The sequence below is a fragment of the Gimesia aquarii genome (assembly GCF_007748195.1).
Taxonomy (GTDB): domain Bacteria; phylum Planctomycetota; class Planctomycetia; order Planctomycetales; family Planctomycetaceae; genus Gimesia; species Gimesia aquarii.
Genome location: NZ_CP037920.1, coordinates 5216359 through 5236200, shown reverse-complemented (window position 1 = coordinate 5236200; position 19842 = coordinate 5216359). Strand labels below are relative to the sequence as shown.

General features: G+C 46.7%; 11 protein-coding genes. 4 read left to right on the top strand and 7 right to left on the bottom strand.

What is annotated here, in order from left to right:
• The first annotated feature begins 6 nt into the window (after nucleotides 1-6).
• Nucleotides 7-1641 carry a sodium:solute symporter gene (locus tag V144x_RS20075; RefSeq protein WP_144987497.1) on the top strand — a complete coding sequence of 545 codons (1635 nt, stop codon included), beginning with the start codon at nucleotides 7-9 and terminating at the stop codon, nucleotides 1639-1641.
• Between the two features lie 36 nt (nucleotides 1642-1677).
• On the opposite strand, the gene V144x_RS20070 is transcribed toward V144x_RS20075, so the two are convergent.
• The 7 genes from V144x_RS20070 to V144x_RS20040 all read right to left on the bottom strand — a co-directional run bounded on the left by V144x_RS20070 (nucleotide 1678) and on the right by V144x_RS20040 (nucleotide 12098).
• The gene (locus V144x_RS20070; RefSeq protein ID WP_144987495.1) at nucleotides 1678-2379 is read right to left on the bottom strand and encodes a TlpA family protein disulfide reductase; all 702 of its coding nucleotides are present in this window, start codon (nucleotides 2377-2379) and stop codon (nucleotides 1678-1680) included.
• Complete coding sequence (locus V144x_RS20065) at nucleotides 2376-4241, bottom strand: c-type cytochrome (protein WP_144987493.1); 1866 nt, start codon at nucleotides 4239-4241, stop codon at nucleotides 2376-2378. The genes V144x_RS20070 and V144x_RS20065 overlap by 4 nt, the downstream gene beginning before the upstream one ends.
• A gap of 119 nt (nucleotides 4242-4360) precedes the next feature.
• Nucleotides 4361-5038, bottom strand: a complete 678-nt coding sequence (locus tag V144x_RS20060) for a hypothetical protein (RefSeq protein ID WP_232102581.1) — start codon at nucleotides 5036-5038, stop codon at nucleotides 4361-4363.
• An 83-nt stretch (nucleotides 5039-5121) separates the two neighbouring features.
• Nucleotides 5122-7803 carry a PQQ-binding-like beta-propeller repeat protein gene (locus tag V144x_RS20055; protein ID WP_144987491.1) on the bottom strand — a complete coding sequence of 894 codons (2682 nt, stop codon included), beginning with the start codon at nucleotides 7801-7803 and terminating at the stop codon, nucleotides 5122-5124.
• Between the two features lie 289 nt (nucleotides 7804-8092).
• Nucleotides 8093-9382 (bottom strand): DUF1501 domain-containing protein, encoded by a 1290-nt coding sequence (locus tag V144x_RS20050; protein WP_144987489.1) that lies wholly within the window; start codon nucleotides 9380-9382, stop codon nucleotides 8093-8095.
• An 83-nt stretch (nucleotides 9383-9465) separates the two neighbouring features.
• Entirely contained in the window at nucleotides 9466-11451 is a 1986-nt protein-coding gene (locus V144x_RS20045) for a DUF1549 domain-containing protein (protein ID WP_144987487.1), read from the bottom strand.
• A gap of 281 nt (nucleotides 11452-11732) precedes the next feature.
• On the bottom strand, nucleotides 11733-12098 hold the full coding sequence (locus tag V144x_RS20040; RefSeq protein WP_144987485.1) for a hypothetical protein: 366 nt from the start codon (nucleotides 12096-12098) through the stop codon (nucleotides 11733-11735).
• A 372-nt stretch (nucleotides 12099-12470) separates the two neighbouring features.
• Between V144x_RS20040 and V144x_RS20035 the strand changes: the two genes are divergently transcribed.
• The 3 genes from V144x_RS20035 (at nucleotide 12471) to V144x_RS20025 (ending at nucleotide 19842) form a co-directional block, all read left to right on the top strand.
• Entirely contained in the window at nucleotides 12471-13901 is a 1431-nt protein-coding gene (locus tag V144x_RS20035) for a sulfatase family protein (protein WP_144987483.1), read from the top strand.
• 317 nt (nucleotides 13902-14218) lie between these two features.
• Nucleotides 14219-16495 carry a peroxidase family protein gene (locus V144x_RS20030; protein ID WP_144987481.1) on the top strand — a complete coding sequence of 759 codons (2277 nt, stop codon included), beginning with the start codon at nucleotides 14219-14221 and terminating at the stop codon, nucleotides 16493-16495.
• Between the two features lie 338 nt (nucleotides 16496-16833).
• Complete coding sequence (locus V144x_RS20025) at nucleotides 16834-19842, top strand: PVC-type heme-binding CxxCH protein (RefSeq protein WP_144987479.1); 3009 nt, start codon at nucleotides 16834-16836, stop codon at nucleotides 19840-19842.

The window sequence follows — 19842 nt, the reverse complement described above, 5'->3', positions numbered from 1 at the left end:
AAATTTATGAATGGGCCATTCCTGCTGGCAGCTACCCAACTTAATATCTCCCATTTAGATCTCGTGATCATCCTGGTTTATTTACTATTGATTATTGGGATGGGGTTTTACGTTAGTTACAAACAAAAGCAAACCGTCAATAGTTATTTTTTAGCAGGGCGCTCACTTAAATGGACCACAATCGGATTATCTTTATTTGCGACTAATATTTCCACAGTTCACTTGATTGGGCTTGCGGCGGATGGGTATCGAGTAGGGTTAGTGGTAGGAAACTTCGAATGCCTGGCTGCGTTTACATTGATTATGTTAGGGCTCGTATTTGCTCCGATTTACCACCGCAGTGGAGTGGTGACGCTTCCTGATTTTCTAGAGCAGCGTTATAGCGCCGGTTCACGGATTATGCTGGCGATTATGGGAGTTGTTGCTGCGCTCTTCATTCATATTGGAATGACACTCTATGCTGGTTCCACCATTTTACATGAGTTTTTTGGGATCGATGTTTTTACTTCGGTTTTGGTAATTTCTGCCATCACGACACTTTATACAGTGATGGGAGGGCTCAAGGCGGTAGTCATCACAGAGTCGATTCAAACCGTACTACTGATTATTGGATCTTTTGCAGTGACCTGGTTTGCAGTTGGTGCTCTCAATGAACAAGGAATCAATTCCTTTTCTGAGCTTCGTGCGGCACTTCCTGAGCAGCATATGAGTATGATTCAAGAAAACGGCGGATTTTCCTGGTATGCGTTTGTTTTAGGATATCCCGTTCTGGGCATTTGGTACTGGTGTTCTGATCAGACAATCGTGCAACGAGTTTTAGGGGCGCAAGCGGAGCGAGATGCTCAGATCGGACCGCTCTTTGCAGGGTTCATTAAAATCTTACCATTAATGATTATGGTTTTTCCCGGAGTCCTTGCTTATGTTCTGTTTCAAGATCAAATTGGAGAGAATCCAAATAGAGCGTTACCAGTGTTAATCAATAAACTCATTACTGAAGATCTCATGGGGTTGAAAGGATTAATCGCAGCCGGTTTATTGGCAGCGCTGATGAGTACCATTGCCGGGGCATTAAATAGCACGGCGACATTAATCAGTATCGATGTTGTGAAAAAGCTCAAGCCGGAAACGAGTGATGCCAAGTTGGTTGTAGCCGGTCGAATCACTGCGATTGTTGTTATGATTCTGGCAATTGGTTGGTCAACAATGGGAAGTAAATTCGAGAGCATCTTTTCAGGGCTTAACAGTATGATTGCCTGTCTGGCGCCGCCGATTACCGTGGTGTTTATCTGGGGAGTGCTTTGGCCACGAGGAACCGCCAAAGCGTCACTCGTCACATTGATTGCAGGCTCTGTTTTGGGAGGGCTTACATTTGCGTTGGACTTTGGTTTTGGCCTGATTACCAATGAATTAGGAATCCCTTTCATGCTTCAGGCATGGTGGTTGTTTGTGATTTGTTCGGTGATTTTTGTTGCCGTCAGTCTGATGACTCCACCACCTGCAAACGATCAAATCGAAATGATGTGTTGGAAACACCCACTGAAAGAAATTATATTCCGCAAACTTTCTGGAGTTACCGATCCTCGTCTGATTGCCTTACTGTTGGCGATAATCATGTCTTGTGTTTATATTACTTTTGCATAATTAACAGTCGCTGATTCTAAAGAACAACAATCTGTTCTAATGCGAATCTTGTTTTTGAGGTTCCTTCAGCATTTCATCGATTAGTGGAACAATGTGTTTGTTATATGTAAAACCTTCCTGACCATAGGCTAGTGTTTCATTGTCAAAACGTTTTTTTAACTTACTATCAGGACTGTAGACATAAGCTGCTGGAATTGCCGCCAGATTGATACTTTCATAAAGTTCTTCGTCAGGCGTACTGGAAATGATGTTGACGATATCCGCTTTTTGTTCGGTGAAGAATTCCATTAGTTCTTCACGATTTGATTCAGGAGGCGAGTTCTTACTTCCATCGTAGTTCATGTTGAAAGAAACACAGACGACTTTTTCGGGATATTTCTTTTGTAATTCAACCAGGTGTGGAAACTCGCGAAGACATGGTTCACACCAGGTAGACCAGAGGTCGACGACCACAATTTTTCCTTTTTGTTTCGCGATAAATTCTTGCAGTTGACCCCAACTGGCAATTTCTGCTGTGATCCCATCTTCCTCAAATGTTTGAGCTCCGGGTATGGCCTGCTGTTGTTCTACCATTGGCTCGGAAGTCGTTTCTGTTTTCACAGTCTTCGATTCGGAAGGTACTTCCTGATCACAGCTGCTGAGTAAAACTACAGATAATAAAAGGCAGATCGATTTCGCATACATGAGCATTGCTTTTCCAGGTGAGTATTTGTCGATGAGGTTACTGGTGACTTTCATTTTGATATTTTAACCAGTCCCGCAGCTTTCGCTTTGGGAACAGGGTCTTCGTAGGGGAGTGCTTTTAAAAATTCGACAAGGTCCGCAATTTCCTGTTTCGAGAGCTGGCTCGTTTTTCCATGCTTGTCATCATGGTTATATATCGTCAACACTTCTTCCAGGCTCTGGGCTTTTCCGTGATGTAAATAAGGAGCAGTGCGATAAAGACCCAGCAGAGTTGGAGTGTCATAGGCGGGTCCCATCTTCTCTCCAGGGTTATCCACCGATGTTCCCACATCATGCCGAACGATCTTTCCCGTCGGAACAGAATCTGTCAGGAACGGTCCACTATGACATGTGGCACACTGAGTCTGTTTTGAGAAGAAAAGTCGACGTCCGCGTTTGGCTGCGGGAGTCAGTCCTTTTTTCGCATAGGGGCTCAAGGTGAATTCATGAGTGTTTGAGTAAGCTGCCATCGCATCCAATGCGCGGGATAATCCTTTGTTAGGTGCTTCCAAAGAAGGGTTGATCTTTCCCTGGGCCAGCCCCTTTCCCTGCATTAGTGGTCCTCGGATCGTGTGCTCAAAATCCTGAACTTCGTCGCGATCCGCTGACCAATGAATGGGGTGCGTCCAGGCCATTCCTGCAAGTGATTGTGTGTTTCTCAGTCCTTCTGGATTATGCCAGGTTTTTCCATCAGGCTGTCCATCTGGGTGACAGCTTGCGCAGGAAATCCAGAGGCGGCTGGACATTGGTTGTAAGGCGGTATAAAAAAGTCGTTTGCCCAATAAGATTTCTTGTCCCAAAGGATTTTCGGTGACCTTAATTCTAGCTCGAGGGCGTGGGAATTGTGTGCCGTATGCCACTACTTCAAAGTCGAGCGCATTGTAAACATAAACGGTGTTTCCATCGGGGGCGACGCGTACTGCCCGCGGGTTATGTCCTAAGTTGAGTGATGCTCGAAAAGTCAATTCGCGGTAGTCATCATCGATGACATTGCAGATATACATGTCATCTGTTCCAGCGAAGATGACGAAAAAAGTTTTGCCATCTGGTGTGATGGCTGTGTCCCAGGGATTTGAAGTGACACGGGCCCCTCGAAAAGAATCCATCGGGATTTTTCGTCTTCGCTTTCCTTCACCGGATTTCGTATCGACAATTGAAACGATCGGGAAGATGGAACCAGCACCATGAGCGACAGTCACCCGCGATCGAATATGTGGCAGATATGCTTTAGGACGACGAGGGTGTAAGGTAATCTGTCGAGAAAGATTATCGGTACTTCCTCCAGGCCATTCATCAACCGTTTGGCCATTTTTCACATCAATATTGCGAACCAGGGCTGTATAGTACTCGGTAGTAAAGAGATTTTGATCATCGCTGGAAATCGCAATTCCTCGCAGGTGTTTGCCGTTCGAAAATTCGCGAATGACGTTTTTAGAGTTTGTATCAATTTCGACTATACGACCCGGATAATCGAGCGTGACAAAAACTTTAGTACCATCACTTGTGGAGACAACGCCGTAAGGTTCGTCAAATACTTCCGTCTGGCCGATTTTCTTACCGGTATCACCATCAAGGAACACAACTAAATCATCATCATAGACGGCGGTCGCCAGTGTGTGAGTGTCACCGAGAAAGGTAACTCCCTCCGGATGCTTGCCTACTTTGGTTTCGGTTAATTTTTTGTTGGTATCCAAATCGATGATGGTGACAGAGCCGCTATCTCGATTGGAACAAGCCAGCAATTTCCCATCCGTTGAGATGTCCATCAAACTATTGGATTTGCCGGCACTGACAAACTGGGGGCTCAGCAACAAACTGATGAAGCATGCAAGTGTCAGAGGGTAAAAAAAACGAACGGACCTTCTGCGGTGAGACATTGAAACCCCTTTGCCAATTGTGAGACTCGTCTTAGTCTAATGCGGTGGGATGCATAAACCCCGCTAACCAATTTTGGGAAGCGGGGTCTACGAATCTTCAGAGTTATGGTAAGAAATCGTTAGTTCAAAATCTTAGATGTATCATTAACGACCTTCTTGATTTTGTCTTTGGACAGATCACCTTTTTTGAAAGAGTGATTGACCTTCACTTTTCCTTTAACCCACATCAAAACAGTAACATCAGCATCTTTAGAGATTTTGTATGATGAGGGACCAGCTTCACCTTCGAAGTTAGTTAAAGGTGTGTTTTTGATTTTCTTAGCGTTAGCCACTTTTTTCAGGGCAGCGCTAGATTTGTCAGCATCGTCTGTCAAATGAACAACGAAGGCGGCCATCTTTTGATCTTTGTTTGCACCAACTTTTTCATCAATCTGTGCAATCAGATCTTCAACATTGCCATCGATTTCGCGAGCGAAAATATTGACTACAGGACGTCCGCCATAGCTGCAACGGTAGCAAAGTGATTTACCAGCGTTAGGGCCGGTGCAGTCGTTAACTGTGTAAGCACCAGGTCTACCACCAACTTCGATACCAGACTTTAGTTCTGCAGCAGAACTGATAGAACTGGCAGCGACAAACATCATTGCTACTGAAAGTGTAAGCAGTCTTTTCATGTATTTCTCCTTGGTTAACAATACGCGACAAAATATTTCTGCAACTGCAGAAGGGTACGCCATTACACTGACGTATCCACGAATTTTAATGTGAGCCAAAAGGGAGTGCAAACGAGTTGGCACTTTTTTCTTTTCCCTCCAGGTGTCATAAATTAATAAATCCTTAATTAGAAAGTTCAGTCAGACATCAAATGAATGCCCTTGATTCACGGCCTTTCCCAGATCGCAGGTAGTTTTTTTGATTCTTCACCAAACGTCTGTGAGACAACAAAACCACTGGCCTGTGATGTATAGAAAATGCGTCCGTTCGAAACGACCGCTCCAAGACATTCACGTGAATCAATGGCGGGGCCGGTCGAAACCAGTTTGCCATTGTCTGAAAGATCAATCATATCCATATTCGCACCGAGAACGTAAGGCTCAGAAAGTGTGAAGCGACAGCAGGCGTAGTTATGGCCGATGCTGTTGACAACTTTTCCGCTAACTCGATCAAATACATTTCCCTTGCCTCGTAATGCATTCGAAAAGATGAATTCCTCACCTACGGTCACGACATTGAGTGCCGAAGTCACTGCATCCGATTTCCACACCAGTGATCCGTCTTTTGCATCCAGGCACCATACGAATCGATCCTGTGTGTTTTCATTAGCCCGGTTAAAACCACCGATATAGATCCGCCCATCACGCGCACTGAGAGTGCACTTTGAAGTGACATAATATTTGTTTGTCAGCCATTCGACTTTACCTGTTTCAGGATCGAGGCAGGCAGTGATTCCATTGTTTTCGACAGGTAATCCGCGCCGCTTGCGTTGACTGGTGGCGTAACCAAAAAATGTGGAGTAATAAAGCTTGCCATCAAGTATCGCGATACCGCAATCATTTCCGCCACGACCATATTGGGAAAAGTCTTTTTTCCAGATGACCTCGCCGGTATCTAAATCCCAGGCCCAGACGATCGGATGGTGATCTTTCGGGTAGTAAGGATTGTCATTGGAATAGATCCAGCTCATCACTTCGCGTCCGTCTGGTTGTACTGCTGGCTTGCCTCCGAATGTGAATGCCTTTTCCGTTCCCTGTGTTGCGTATTCGCCGGAGCCGGAAGCGTAGATCGCAATATTGCCATGCACGACCGGTGGAAACTGACGGCTCCAACTGGGGGAACCGGTAAAGGGCGCTTCCCAAAGTAATTTACCGGTTGCTGCATCCAGACAGCGCATGCGTGATTTTTTGATACCTGCTTGTGGGATCAGAAGTTTCCCATCAATATATAGTGGCGAGGTAAATGATAAATAGACGTCGGGCCAATAGCGTCTCCAGAGTAGTCTACCGGTGTCCTGCTCAACGGCAATGATTTGACCTTCCGCAGTATGTGTATAGAGTCGACCACCACCACAGACGGGCAGATGTTTGACGGTCCCTTCCAACCGACGTGCCCAGCGCATCCGGAGTGGAGGCTTTAGACCTTGTGCGTTCGCATTGGTTCCACCGAAGTCTCCATAATTGGTGTACCAGTCAAATTTCGGATCAGTGAGTGGTCCGGTCAGGGGGCTGCGTATTTTCCAGACTTGTAAATCTCGCTCCGGTAAGGCAGCCTTTGGTCCTGAAATTGTTCCGTCAGCGTTCAGAACATAAAGATAACCATCTTCACAGGGAACATAGATTTTATTATTCGCGATTGCCACGGGCGCTGTGATCGGTGCATCGAAGGCTGTGGTGAATGTCGTTGCCTCTCCACCTTTCAGTGGGACAACATATAGTTTTCCATCAAGGCCTCCGTAGACAGCATGATCGTGGGTTAATACAGGAGAACAGACAGAAGCAGCCGCACAGAGGACTTCAGTGGTCTCGTCCCCCATGGTGTGACGACACAGTCCCAGCCCTTCTTCCGGGCGAACACGGTAGACATCATTGCCTCGAATACTGACGGAAGCAAAACTCAAGAGCCCCGGATCTCGAATTGATGTTTGAGTTCCCTTGATATAATCTGCTTTGATTTTTTCACCATCCAGCTGCATCACTTCCACGCGGCCTGCGTTGTCGCGGCGATGCCATTGTACAAATACATTACCAGCGTCATCGGCACTTTGCCCAAAGGTCGCCGGATATTCTGAACCGGCATATTTAGGGACTTCGCCTACTGCGCGCAGACGGGGTTGTTTACCATCGTCCTCAAGAAATACGGTTCTCCCTCCTGCGGGAATGACAATCGAATTTCCAGCGAAGCAAATGTCGCGAGAACACACAAAGTGGTCGCGCCACGTGACTCGATCTTTGCGGTGTGCGAGCCAGTCTGCACCACTCCAGCGGTTCCCATTGAACTGAACAACTTCTTTCACGAAATCCCAGGTCCAGGCAACTTCACCATTGGGTTCGACCGCATAGACTTGTGCTCCCAATGTGGCAAAATAGACCCGATTTGCGTTTACGACGGGAGCAGAAAAAATTGGCTCACGACAGTCTATTTCTTTGATGACAGCGCCGTTTTTACAGTCAAGAACGTAATAGTAACCGGCAGTTGTGCCAACGTGTAGATAATTATCAATGATTGCAGGCGAAGCTACATTATTGCAGTTCCCCAAACCGCCACGCGTGGCGAACTTCCATATAACTTTATGACTCGTTGTGTCTATGGCAAAGACAACCCCTGATCCATCAACGACGAAAACTTGATCCTCACTAACGACAGGAGATGTAAAAATACCGTCTGTAAGAGGAACCGCTGCAGCAAGGGAGAGCGGAGTTTTTAAAGTGATCTCAGCCGCGTTTCCCGATCGTTGACTGCTTCCTTTCAGCTGAGTCCAACTATCATCTGCTTTGGTAATCGTACAGCACCAAAACAGGCTGAACAACATTTGAACCAATAACAATGTACGGCTGACTTTCATCATCTGAGCGATCTTTCTCAGCTTACAATCTTGAGGTTAAGCAGGAGGGACTCATCTTTCAAACTACTGACTTAAAGTGGTTAACAGTTTGAGGTACTCTGATCTATTCGGAAGGACGCGATGCTGATTCAGTAGAGAACCAACAGTTTGATCATAGTCACGGAAAATTTGGGAAGCTACTATAATTATATGATTTCGAAAAAAACATCGGATTTTTTTTTGTGTGATATCATACAAAAAAACGACTTCCAAAGTGGAAGCCGTTTTGATTTTTTGCGAGCCACAACTGAACTTAGAGCAGCTTTGTGACAGGTTCACCATCGTGGGCAACCTTGAAGGGGCGACCATCGGGTGAGAAAATTTCTTTGTCCAAAGGCAGATTCAAAGCAGTAGCAATCGTTGCATTGAAGTCGGCTGGTAAGACACCATCCGCATCAACACTGTGGCCCTCTTCGTCTGATTTTCCATAGAACTGACCACCTTTAATTCCGCCTCCCATCAGTGCGGCAGAAAAGACGCCGGGATGGTGGTCTCGGCCTGCGTTTTGGTTAATCACAGGAGTACGACCAAATTCCGTTGTCAGCACTACAAGTGTTTCATCCAGGAGACCAAGACTGGATAGATCTTTCAGGAGGTTGCCTAAAGCCTTATCCAGAATCCCGGCACGTGTTGGTAAAGTTCGATCATCATAGATATCGCGGTGCATGTCCCAGCCACCGAAAGTGACTTCCACACAACGCACATCATTTTCAACCAGACGTCGCGCCAGCATACAACCCTGGCCGAAGGAATTACGACCATATTTATCGCGGTCTTCCGGCTTTTCTTCATTCAAGTCGAATGCTTTGAGCTCATCACTGGAAAGTAGTGTAGTGGCCTGGGAATAGAAATCCGTATAAGCCAGAACATCTTTGGTTTTAAATTTATTTTGAAACTTTTTATCAAACTTGTTGATCAAGTTGATTCGTTTATCAAATGAATTGTCTGACAGATAGGAAGGCGATTTTGTGTTTTCCAGGCCTCGATTAGGATCGCCGATTGGCAAGGGGCTAAACGAAGGATCCAGGAATCCTGCACTGGGGTGTCGTGCCGGGGCACTGATCAGAACCGTATCAGGCAGATTTTTGTTGTAACGTCCTTTAAATCTTTGAATCCAGGGACCCATAGAAGGATGTCGCGTAGTCGCGATCTTCTTATAGCTCGTACGCATCATGTATTCGCCGGGACCATGAGCGCCGGTTTCGGTATACATGGAATTGATGACCGCCATCTTATCAAACTCTTCGGCCAGTGTGGGAAGGAACTCACTGATTTGTGCTCCGGGAACACTGGTCTTGATCGCTTTGGTTTCGCCTTGATTTTTATGTCCTGGCTTCAGGTCAAACGTATCAAGGTGAGTCATGGCACCGGCCATATATAAATAGATCAAGCGTTTGGCTTTGCCACCTTTGGATTTTGCTGGAGCCGCTTCTATCAGATTATTGAATACGGGGAGTACACTGACTCCCAAAGCTGACTTGGCAGCATATTCAATAAACTGTCGCCGACCCAGTCCATCAAGTTTCGAAAGAAGTTCTTGCATTGCGAATGCCTTTATATTTGAAAATTTTCTTGTGATTGTAGTCTAGCCCAGAGCAAACGCTCTGGACGTAGTCTTATTGACAATTATTGAATGAACAGAAACTCGCGTGTATTCACGAGCGACCAGATGACATTTCCATAACCGGCGGCTCCATTCTTTTCGATTTCGTCCATTGCAATTTTGGATTCTTCTTTATCGGGACGTCGATTTAAAATTGTCATGAAAATGACATCCACTCCCTCTTTGACTGTTTTTTGTTCGATTACGTTATTGTAAATCGTAGATCCTTTCTCAAGCATCATATGAGTTACAGGACCGTTAAACATAAACAGAATTTGAGGTACCGAACCTGAGTCTGAAGAGGCAGAAATCAGTTCACGGTCCGATTGACCAAAGGTCCTTAAAAAGTGACTGGCCGGAACTGGTGAGGGTAACTCGGAAGCTCTTGCCAGTAATTGCCCTTTGTATTTATATTTCTTTTCACGTTTATAACGCTTACGGTCAACTTCCTCTCGTACTTTTTTGTCAGCATCGAGAACTTCCTGAGCTGAAGCATCATTCAAGTTCACAGCGATGATGTCAGATCGAACATCCGAAGGTAATTCTCGATACTCTTCAGGATCAACAACTGCCAACGTTAAGAATGAATCCCAGGCCTGTTCTGCTGTCATACGTCTTAGAATGGGACCGGGGAAATGATAAGCTTCACTCAAGGGCGTATCAGTGGTAGTGGCTTGTCTTTGATAGGTTTTCGTGTTGTATAGAATTCGCAGATATTCTTTCATATCGAAATTGAGTCGTTTCATCTCTGATTCAAGATACTTCATCAATTCCGGATTTTCTGCAACGGTATGATCCATCATATCATCCACAGGTTCGATTTGACCGCGACCAAATGCCCGCTTCCACAAGCGGTTGGCGATGGTCAGAGCAAATCGGGGATTATCTTTCGATACCATCCAGCGGGCGAACGCTTTGCGTGGCGCTTCTCCCTTTTTGATATCAGCCGGTTTGCCAAACAAGGTCTTTGGTTCAATCACCGATTTCGGTTTGGCGTCCGTGTAAGCGTAATCATGTGGCAGCCGGATCTTGCGATTGATCTGATCGTTGACAACCATCATGTTAACCCGAATCATACGGTTAAACCGTCCCTGATTGCGGCGTCTGTCTTTTTCCTCCTGTCCCAACTCGTTATATTCTTTTCGCAGACGGCGGTTAGGATCACTGCCTGTATAAAATCGTTTGTCTCTTCCATTGGCACGTGTCGATGAACCAAATGTAAATGCCGCCATTTGATAAAATTCTTTTTGTTTCCAGCGATCAAAGGGATGATCGTGGCATTGCGCACAACCGATGCGTGTACCCAGAAAAATTCGGACCGTATTATTCATATTGTCCAGCGGCATACCGGAGTCGCGTTGCAGATAACCCGTAGCGGGGTTTTCCCAGATCAAGCCTTCTGCTGTGATCATTTCGCTGACCATATCATCCCACGGTTTGTTTTCCGCCAGAGATTGTTTAATCCATTGTCGATAGGGGCGCCCATCGACATTGTTGTTTAAACGGTCGGTATAACGTAGGACATCAGCCCAATAGTTATAGAAATGACTGGCGTAGCCATCGCTGTTTAATAAACGGTCGATTAAGTTTTTTCGTTTATCCGGATGACGCGAAGCTAAAAAGTAGCGTGTTTCGCGATAGGTGGGAATCGTGCCGGTGATATCGAGATAGATGCGACGTAGGAATTGCTCGTCTGTCGACATCGGATTGGGTTTGACTTTGTGTTTGAAGTAATTTGATTCAACCAGCTTATCGATCTTTTCTGCTGATTTGATCGCACTGGAGAGTTTCGTTGTGCTGACCGGTTTTGACTTCACCATAAATCGAGGTGGAAGTGGTTCTTCTTTTTTGGGAGCTGGCTTCTTCTTGGCTCCTCGTTTTCGTTGAGCGGCTTCCGAATCATGAAGCCCCGAGAAGATGATGATGCTTAAGGCAACCACACCAAACAAACCGCTGATCTTCCAGCGTCGCGAGAGTCCCCTCGCATTTTTGACTTGCTTTCCTGACATGCAATAACTCCCAGAGTTGTTCCTCGATTAATCACACATGACCGAACTCCAGACTATAAAGAGGATTATGGAATGGAGTGTGTTACTATTTTATACAAAACCGACCAGCGATGACTAATATAAAGTCGATTAATTTTTTCTTAAGAAAACAGAATATTCGAATACAGGAGAACAAACAGTAACTGGTTCTGCCTGTGAATGTTAACCTCAGTGAATCTACTAGAGTAAAAATGGAAATCTTTTGACATTTACGCAACTCCGAGTCTTTTCGTGATTCTTTTTCAGTGGTGCAAACCACATCTTGACACAATCGTGCCGCTCGGGACACTACGTTTCTGTCGCGCGCGAGGCAACCTTTTTCTAATAGTAATAACTTCTTCAGCTGCGAAAACATTCACCACAAAACCCGCTATGCATTCAAAATTTTGCAAATATCTTCTTACGTTCAGTTCTCGATGCACACTACTATTTTGATCCAAAATGGTCTGTTTTCTACTAAAACCACGACTTATACGACCGCGCAGATACCATGTCTGAGACAAAACTGCGCAAATACTTCGCTTGACCGACTCATGCAGTTCACCATGATGCTGTGTAATCAAAAACAAAATCGGCATACGAAAAATCAGGACAAACCAGATCAGCATCTTAATTCTCCTTTTTTAGCAGACACACGAAATACAGACAGAGCCCGCAAAGTACTGCTCTCACCGCATCCTTTGGGATGTCTACAACTTCCTACGCACAATGCGCGGTCCAGATTCCGTTCGGGTTCTCTTATTTTAACTGATCGGGTTCCAGCGTCTGAGATGAAAACAGGGCACTAGTAACAAGAGAGACCTACGTTTCTTTCTGGAATATGTCATGCTGTTTCATGAAACCGGTATCGTTGCTTTTAGTGTGTCCCGAAGCGCTTTGCTTGATTCAGTCAGGGAGTCTGGTACAGTGGCTAAGAGCTAATTGCAACTGACGAGAGTGCTCAAACCATTTTTCCAATATGACATCCGGGAACAGAGCAGATGAAACGGTTGATTCAGAGTGTGTCGAAGTGGGTTTTAGTTTGGCTTTGCCTTTTCTCAGCCTCCGAAGTCAGTTTATTGCAGGCTGCCGAACCAGCGCAAAGGCCGAATATCGTGGTAGTGCTGGTAGATGACCTGCGGTGGGACGAACTGGGCTGTATGGGGCATCCTTTTGTGCGAACGCCTCACATCGACCGTATTGCTAATGAAGGTGCCCGCTTTCGCAATGCCTTTTGTTCCACTCCTCTTTGTTCTCCTGTGCGGGCATGTTTACTGACCGGGCTTTATACACACAATCATGGAATTCTGGACAATGTAAATCGAAGCCAGCATAGTCACACGTTGAAAACATTTCCGCATGCACTCCAAAAAGCAGGCTACAATACAGCCTACGTCGGTAAATGGCATATGGGCAACGACGATACGGCCCGCCCCGGTTTTGATTATTGGGTGAGTATGAAGGGGCAGGGAACGTCGTTCAATCCGGTGTTAAATGAGAATGGCAAACGTGTACCACACAGCGGACACACGACGGATGTTCTGAATCAGAAAGTCAATGAATTCGTTCAGCAGAAACGAGACAAACCGTTTTGCATTTACATTGCTCATAAGGCGTTACATCCAGAATTGACGCAACGTGACGACGGCAGTATTACTGATCCCTCCGCAGCGAAATTTATGCCGGCAAAACGACATGAGAACTTATACGCGAATGATGCGATACCAAGACGCTTAAACGTGATTGATAACTTAAAAGGCAAACGCGCCTTATTACGAGCCGTTCCAGGGTTGCCTCCTTTAAGTCGAGAAACGGGAACCAGCGATGAGGTCATCCGTGACCGGCTGCGGATGTTGGCGGGCATCGATGAAGGGGTAGGGCAGCTCTGTGCACTGTTGGAAAAACAGGGGCAGCTTGATAACACCGTGTTTGTTTTTACCAGTGATCACGGTTACTGGTATGGAGAGCATGGCTTGAGTGTCGAACGACGGCTTCCTTATGAGGAAGGAATTCGCGTTCCGCTGTTAGTTCGTTATCCCCCTTTAATCAAAGCAGGTACGCTCGTCGATCAGTTTGCTGTCAGCGTGGATCTGGCCCCGACGATACTGGACCTGGCACATGTGAAAGTGGAACAGAAGTACGATGGAAGAACTTTGGTTCCTTTACTCAAAGGGGAACAACCCGATGATTGGCGAGATTCGTTCCTGATCGAATATAACAGCGATACTGTTTTTCCACGTCTTGTCAAAATGGGATATAAAGCAGTACGAACACCGCGTTGGAAGTATATCCAGTTTAATGAGCTGGAAGGTATGAACGAACTCTATGACGTTCAGCATGATCCTTATGAGATGAAAAACCTGATTGATCAGCCAGAGTCTCAGACAACCATCAAAACCTTACAGGCCGAATTAACACGATTAATCAAATAAGCTTTATCGTTCACAAATTTTCTGAGCCTGATTTGGTACCGGCCTGTCCACTTAATTTTGAATTTCGAAACGAACTCTAGTGAACTGACAGGTGTCGAACATATCCATTTTGATGAATTTGATAAATTTTCTGTCGAATTTCTGTGGATCAGTTTAACGGGTTTTCGTTTTTCAAATTAGAGACTCTATCTAAAAGGAATACTCGCTGTCTTGAGTAGTCCGGTTGATCAACCTTTTGTAGGGCGGGCCTTCGTCTATACAAAAAATCAACCACGCGTCTGGTGGCTTCCGTCGATCAGTTCGAGAGAACTGCGCGCATGCCACTGCACGCATCAGGAGAACTCGAAATGCTATTAAGAAAACCCAATCGTCAACGCAAGGCCACCCGTAAATCATATCACATTTCAGCTGCTGAGTACCTTGAAGATCGTCAATTGCTCTCTGCGGTGAATTCCATCTCAACCGACATTATCGATTCGAACACGGAGTCAAACACCGTTACCGAATACGCATCGATCGACGGGATTGGCAATAACATCAACAACCCGGAACTCGGCAGTACCGACACAGAACTTCTGCGTCTGGCCAACGCGGACTATGGTGACGGCCTGTCGACTCCTGCGGGGGAAGATCGTCCAAGTGCTCGTGAAATCAGCAATGTCATCGCTGCCGCAGACTCTTCTGAAACCAACGATCGCTATCTGACAGACATCTTCTGGTTATGGGGACAATTCCTCGATCATGATATCACCCTGACCGAAGCCGCTCATGATGCAGACGGAAATCCGCTGGAGTCATTCCCGATCGAAGTACCGACCGGTGACGTATTTTTCGATCCAACAGGCACTGGGGATGCTGTTATTAATCTGAATCGATCAATATTCGAAGAGGATGAGAACGGTGTTCGACAGCAGATCAATCAGATTACGGCGTTTATCGATGGTTCGGTAATCTACGGTTCGGATGAAGAGTTGGCCGCCCAGTTGAGAACTTTCGAAGGTGGCCTGCTGGCAACCAGTGACGGTGATCTGCTGCCATACGGAGACGATGGCTTCTTTTTGGCGGGCGATATTCGGGCCAACGAGAACGTCGCATTGACTGCGATGCACACCATCTGGGTGCGCGAGCACAATCGGATTGCGACAGAGTTGGCAACTGAAAACCCGAACCTGACCGATGAAGAACTGTATCAACAGGCGCGGCAGACCGTTGCTGCCCAGTTACAGGCAATCACGTTCAATGAATTCCTCCCGGCTTTGTTCGGCACCGGTGCTGTCAGTGAATACGCTGGATATGATTCCACGGTCGATCCCAGTATCGCCAACGAATTTTCAAATGCCGCCTATCGCTTTGGGCACTCCATGCTCTCGTCCGAACTGTTGCGGCTTGACGAGAACGGGAACGTTGCTGACGAAGGCAATATTGCGTTGTTGGACGCGTTCTTCAACCCGAGCGAACTGGAAGACCATGGGATTGATTCTCTGTTGCGCGGGGTAACCGTGAATTTGGCACAGGAACTCGATAACGAAGTCGTTGATGATGTTCGCAACTTCCTGTTTGGTCCTCCAGGAGCCGGCGGTTTCGATCTGGCGTCGTTGAATATTCAGCGTGGTCGCGACCATGGACTGTCAGACTATAACTCAACAAGGGTTGCTTTGGGACTGGAAGCCGTGGAAAGCTTCTCCGACATCTCATCCGATCCGGAAGTCGCTGCCAAACTGGAAGCGCTGTACGGCACAGTTGATAACATCGATCTGTGGGTCGGCGGCCTGGCCGAAGATCATCTGCCGGGATCGAGTATGGGGGAGACGTTCACGACCATCATCATCGATCAGTTCGAACGACTGCGTGATGGAGATCGCTTCTGGTACGAAAACGTGTTCTCCGGTGATGCACTCAAGGAAATCAACGGCACGACGCTGGCCGATGTGATTGAACGCAACTCGGATATCTCGGGATTGCAGGAAAACGTCTTCTTTGCACCCACTGTCATGCAGGTTGACCTGGCGGAAACCAGAACAACCGATGCCACCATTCGCGCAAAAGACGGAAATCTGGAAGTGGTCGACAACAAAACGCGGCAGGTGATCACTAGTCAGTCGCTTGATAGCGTTGACCGTTTGATGCTCACGAGTAGCAATGGCAGGTCGCAGCACATCACCGTCGTGGGGATCACCACAGCAGAACTACCCGGTGGTCTGATCGTGGAAGCGGGAGAAGGCCGTTCTGATACATTGATCGTCAAAGGTACGGACCAAACCGACTCGATCATCGTGAACGATGGTTTCGTTGATGTCAACGGCCTGCAATTGGATTTCACCGGCCTGGAGCGAATTGTGGTTCGGGGCTTGGACGGTGATGACACCATTGAAGTGGCTGACGGAGTGGAGATCGATGTCGATGTGCGTGACACCGACGATCGTGATCATAGGCATGATGGACGTCACAGGGGAGAGCACGCAGATCGTCGAGACGATGACCGTCGGTCGCATCGGCATGAACGTGACGTTAATCACGGAATGCTGGATCAGGTCTTTGCTTCCAATGACCTTGATCCTATTTTAGATTTCAATCACAGAAAACGCCGTCGATAGTGACTGGCTGATTACTTTTTGCAAATCACACAAGCAGGCTAGCTTTTCCCCGCTTAACCGGGTCCAGAACTTGGCTGATCAGGATTCTGGACCTGGTAAGGAGGAGGCGATTCTATCTGCCAAACACCACCCAGCCTAGAATCTCATTTTCAGTCTTCTGCCCGACTTTCCGACTTTTGAAGAGCACCTGCAGGTACACTACATCCATAAATTCATAGGATTTATGCTAAAAGATCCTTTCTATTCCTTGTACCCACTTTTTATAATATTTGAACATAGTTAAGAAATAGCCCTGCCATCCCTTTCACACCACTAGTTTTCACAACAGGATTGATTTAATGCGTTCGCTTTTTGCTCTGAGAAATTTACGGCCTGTGATCATCCTTTCCATTGGCCTTCCTGTTTTGATTATGGGTCTGACAGTCAATGTCATGTCAGCCGACAACTCAAAATCAAAACCCAAAGTCGATTATTCCGCGGAGATGCCTCGTATTCTTCCACGAACTCCGGAAGAGTCTTTGAAGTCATTCAAAATTCATGACGATTTCCAAATTGAACTCGTTGCTGCTGAGCCTTTAGTTCGTGATCCAGTCGCTATGTGTTTTGATGCCCGTGGTCGTGCTTATGTTGTTGAGATGCCCGAATACAATGACGCAAAAAAAGAAGGTTACAGTTCCGTTAAGTTGCTGGAAGATACGGACGGAGATGGAAAGTTTGATAAGAGTTTCCCTTTTTTAACTGATCTCACTCTGCCCACTGCGGTATTCAGTTATAAAGGTGGCGTTTTTGTGGGCGCTCCACCCCACTTGTATTATTGTAAAGACACGACTGGTGATGGGATTGCCGACCTCAAAGAAATTGTGATGACCGGCTTTGGCCGTGATCGTGGTGATGAAGGGATGATCAATTCGTTTCGTTGGGGATTGGATAACAAAATCCATTTTTCGACAGGCATCGATGGCGGGATGGTCACAGTCACTGCGGATAAACAAAAGCGAAAGTATAACACTAAAGGTCGTAATGTCATTTTCGACCCGGAGACGCGCACTATCGAATTAACGACCGGTGGTGGCCAACACGGGATGAGCCTGGGGAACTGGAATCGGGTTTTTGTGTGTGCGAACAGTGTTCCGATGCAGGTGCTGATGTATGACGATCGGTATATTGCCCGCAATCCGTATCTCGCGCCACCAGCGGCACCGGTTTCCATTGCTCCGGGCGGCAAATACACAAAGTTAATGCGAATCAGCCAGGTCGAACCGTGGCGTATCTTACGAACTCGCATTCGTTCACAAAGTAAAAAAGGAAACGCTGAAGGGGGCAAACCTTCCGGTTTCTTTACCGCCGCGACTGGTATCACGATCTTTCGCGGTGGGGCATGGCCCGCTGAATATCAGGGGAATATTTTTGTCGGTGAACCAGCCAACAATCTGGTATATCGCGCCGCGCCGAAACCCAATGGTTTGTCATTGATCGCGCCGCGTGCCGATCAGGATGCGGAGTTTCTGGCTTCGAGTGATGTCTGGTTTCGTCCGGTTCAATTCGAAAACGGTCCCGATGGGGCACTCTATGTATTGGACATGTATCGAGAGCTTATCGAAGGGGCTCCCTTTATTCCAGAAGATGTGATCAAACACCTAGATCCGGTGGGAGGACAAGATAAAGGACGCATCTATCGAATTGTCCCCAAAGGATTTCAACAGCCAGCGCTCCCTCAATATGGGAAGCTCTCATCACAGGAACTGGTTGCTTTACTGGAAAGTGACAACGGCTGGACCCGCGATACAGCGCAGCGATTATTATTTGAACGTCAGGACACTTCTGTCAGTGGAAGTTTAAAGAATCTGGCGACCAGATCAACGAAACCAATTACTCGTGCCACCGCACTCTGGTCGTTGGACGGTTTGAAGTCATTAGACGAAACAACATTGCTCAAAGGGCTACAGGACCAAGACGCTCAAGTCCGTATCCAGGCTTTAAGGATCGCTGAGTACTTTGCGAAATCGCCGAACATTCAAGAGCAGATGGTTGCGCTGGCCAATGACAGTTCCCTGGACGTTCAGTACCAGGCCGCTTTTTCTTTGGGGGCCTTTGATTCCGTCCCACGGAATCAGGGACTGGTCAAGATTCTGAGACAGAACACTTCAAATAAATGGATCCGCATGGCGGTTCAAAGTTCGCTCAATCAGGGAGCAGCAGAGGTCTTTTCGATGTTGGTAAAGACTCCCGGATTTCTCAAAGAAAAGCACAGTCAGGATTTTCTGGTTGCCTTAGCGGTACAAATCGGAGCGCAAAAGAATGCCGCGGATGTAAAGTTGTTTCTGACTTCACTGGAGGCCATGCCATCCGCAGATCAGAAATTAACGGAAATCTTTTTCAGAAGATTGCTCTCTCGTGCGTCCGATTCGACCAAGAAAGTGATCGCCGAATCCACCAGTCAGCGCACGGCACAATTACTCAAAGGTATGATGCAGACTGCGATTCAGCAAGCTTTGAATTCCAAATTACCTGTCAAGGCACGCGTGGATGCGATTGATACTTTGAGTATTGGAAAATTTGATGAAACCAAAGACGTGTTCGAAGAGTTGTTATCAGTACAACAGCCGCTTCAGGTACGTCAGGCTGCCATTACCAAACTAGGGCTGGTTAACGATGATCGTGTGGCCGGCTTGATCATCGAAGCCTGGCCCAGCTTGAGCCCGCAATTGCGCATGAGTGCTGTTGAGACGTTATTCTCAAGGAAGGCCTGGTTGATGACTTTGCTGGATTCGATCCAGGACGGCGAGATCAATCCGGGAGATATCAGTCCGGAGCGTGTGGCACTGTTGAAGAAAAATCAGGATGGCAAAATCAAGAAACTGGCTGAGTCGCTGTTTGATAATCAACGACTGACGGGTCGATCTGATGTGATTAAGGAGTATCAGGCCGCCCTGAAGTTGAAGGGAGATCCAGCGAATGGGAAGAAAGTTTTCAAGAAATCCTGTGCCGCCTGTCATCGTCTGGAGAATGTGGGAGTGCAATTAGGGGCTGACTTGAAAGCCATTAAGGATCGAGGCACAGAGGCAGTGTTGTTAAATATTCTCGATCCAAATCGAGAGGTCAAACCTCAATACGTGACCTACTTGATTGTGACGACTCAGGGGAGAACAATTACCGGGTTAATCAAATCGGAAAATGCCAATAGTATTACGATCGCGCGTGCCGATGGAACCAGCGATACGGTATTGCGGATTGACATCGATGAACTCATTAGTTCTCGGTTATCTTTCATGCCCGAAGGCTTAGAGAAACAGATTAATAAACAGCAAATGGCTGATTTATTGGCTTATCTCAATGCGGCAAAGTAA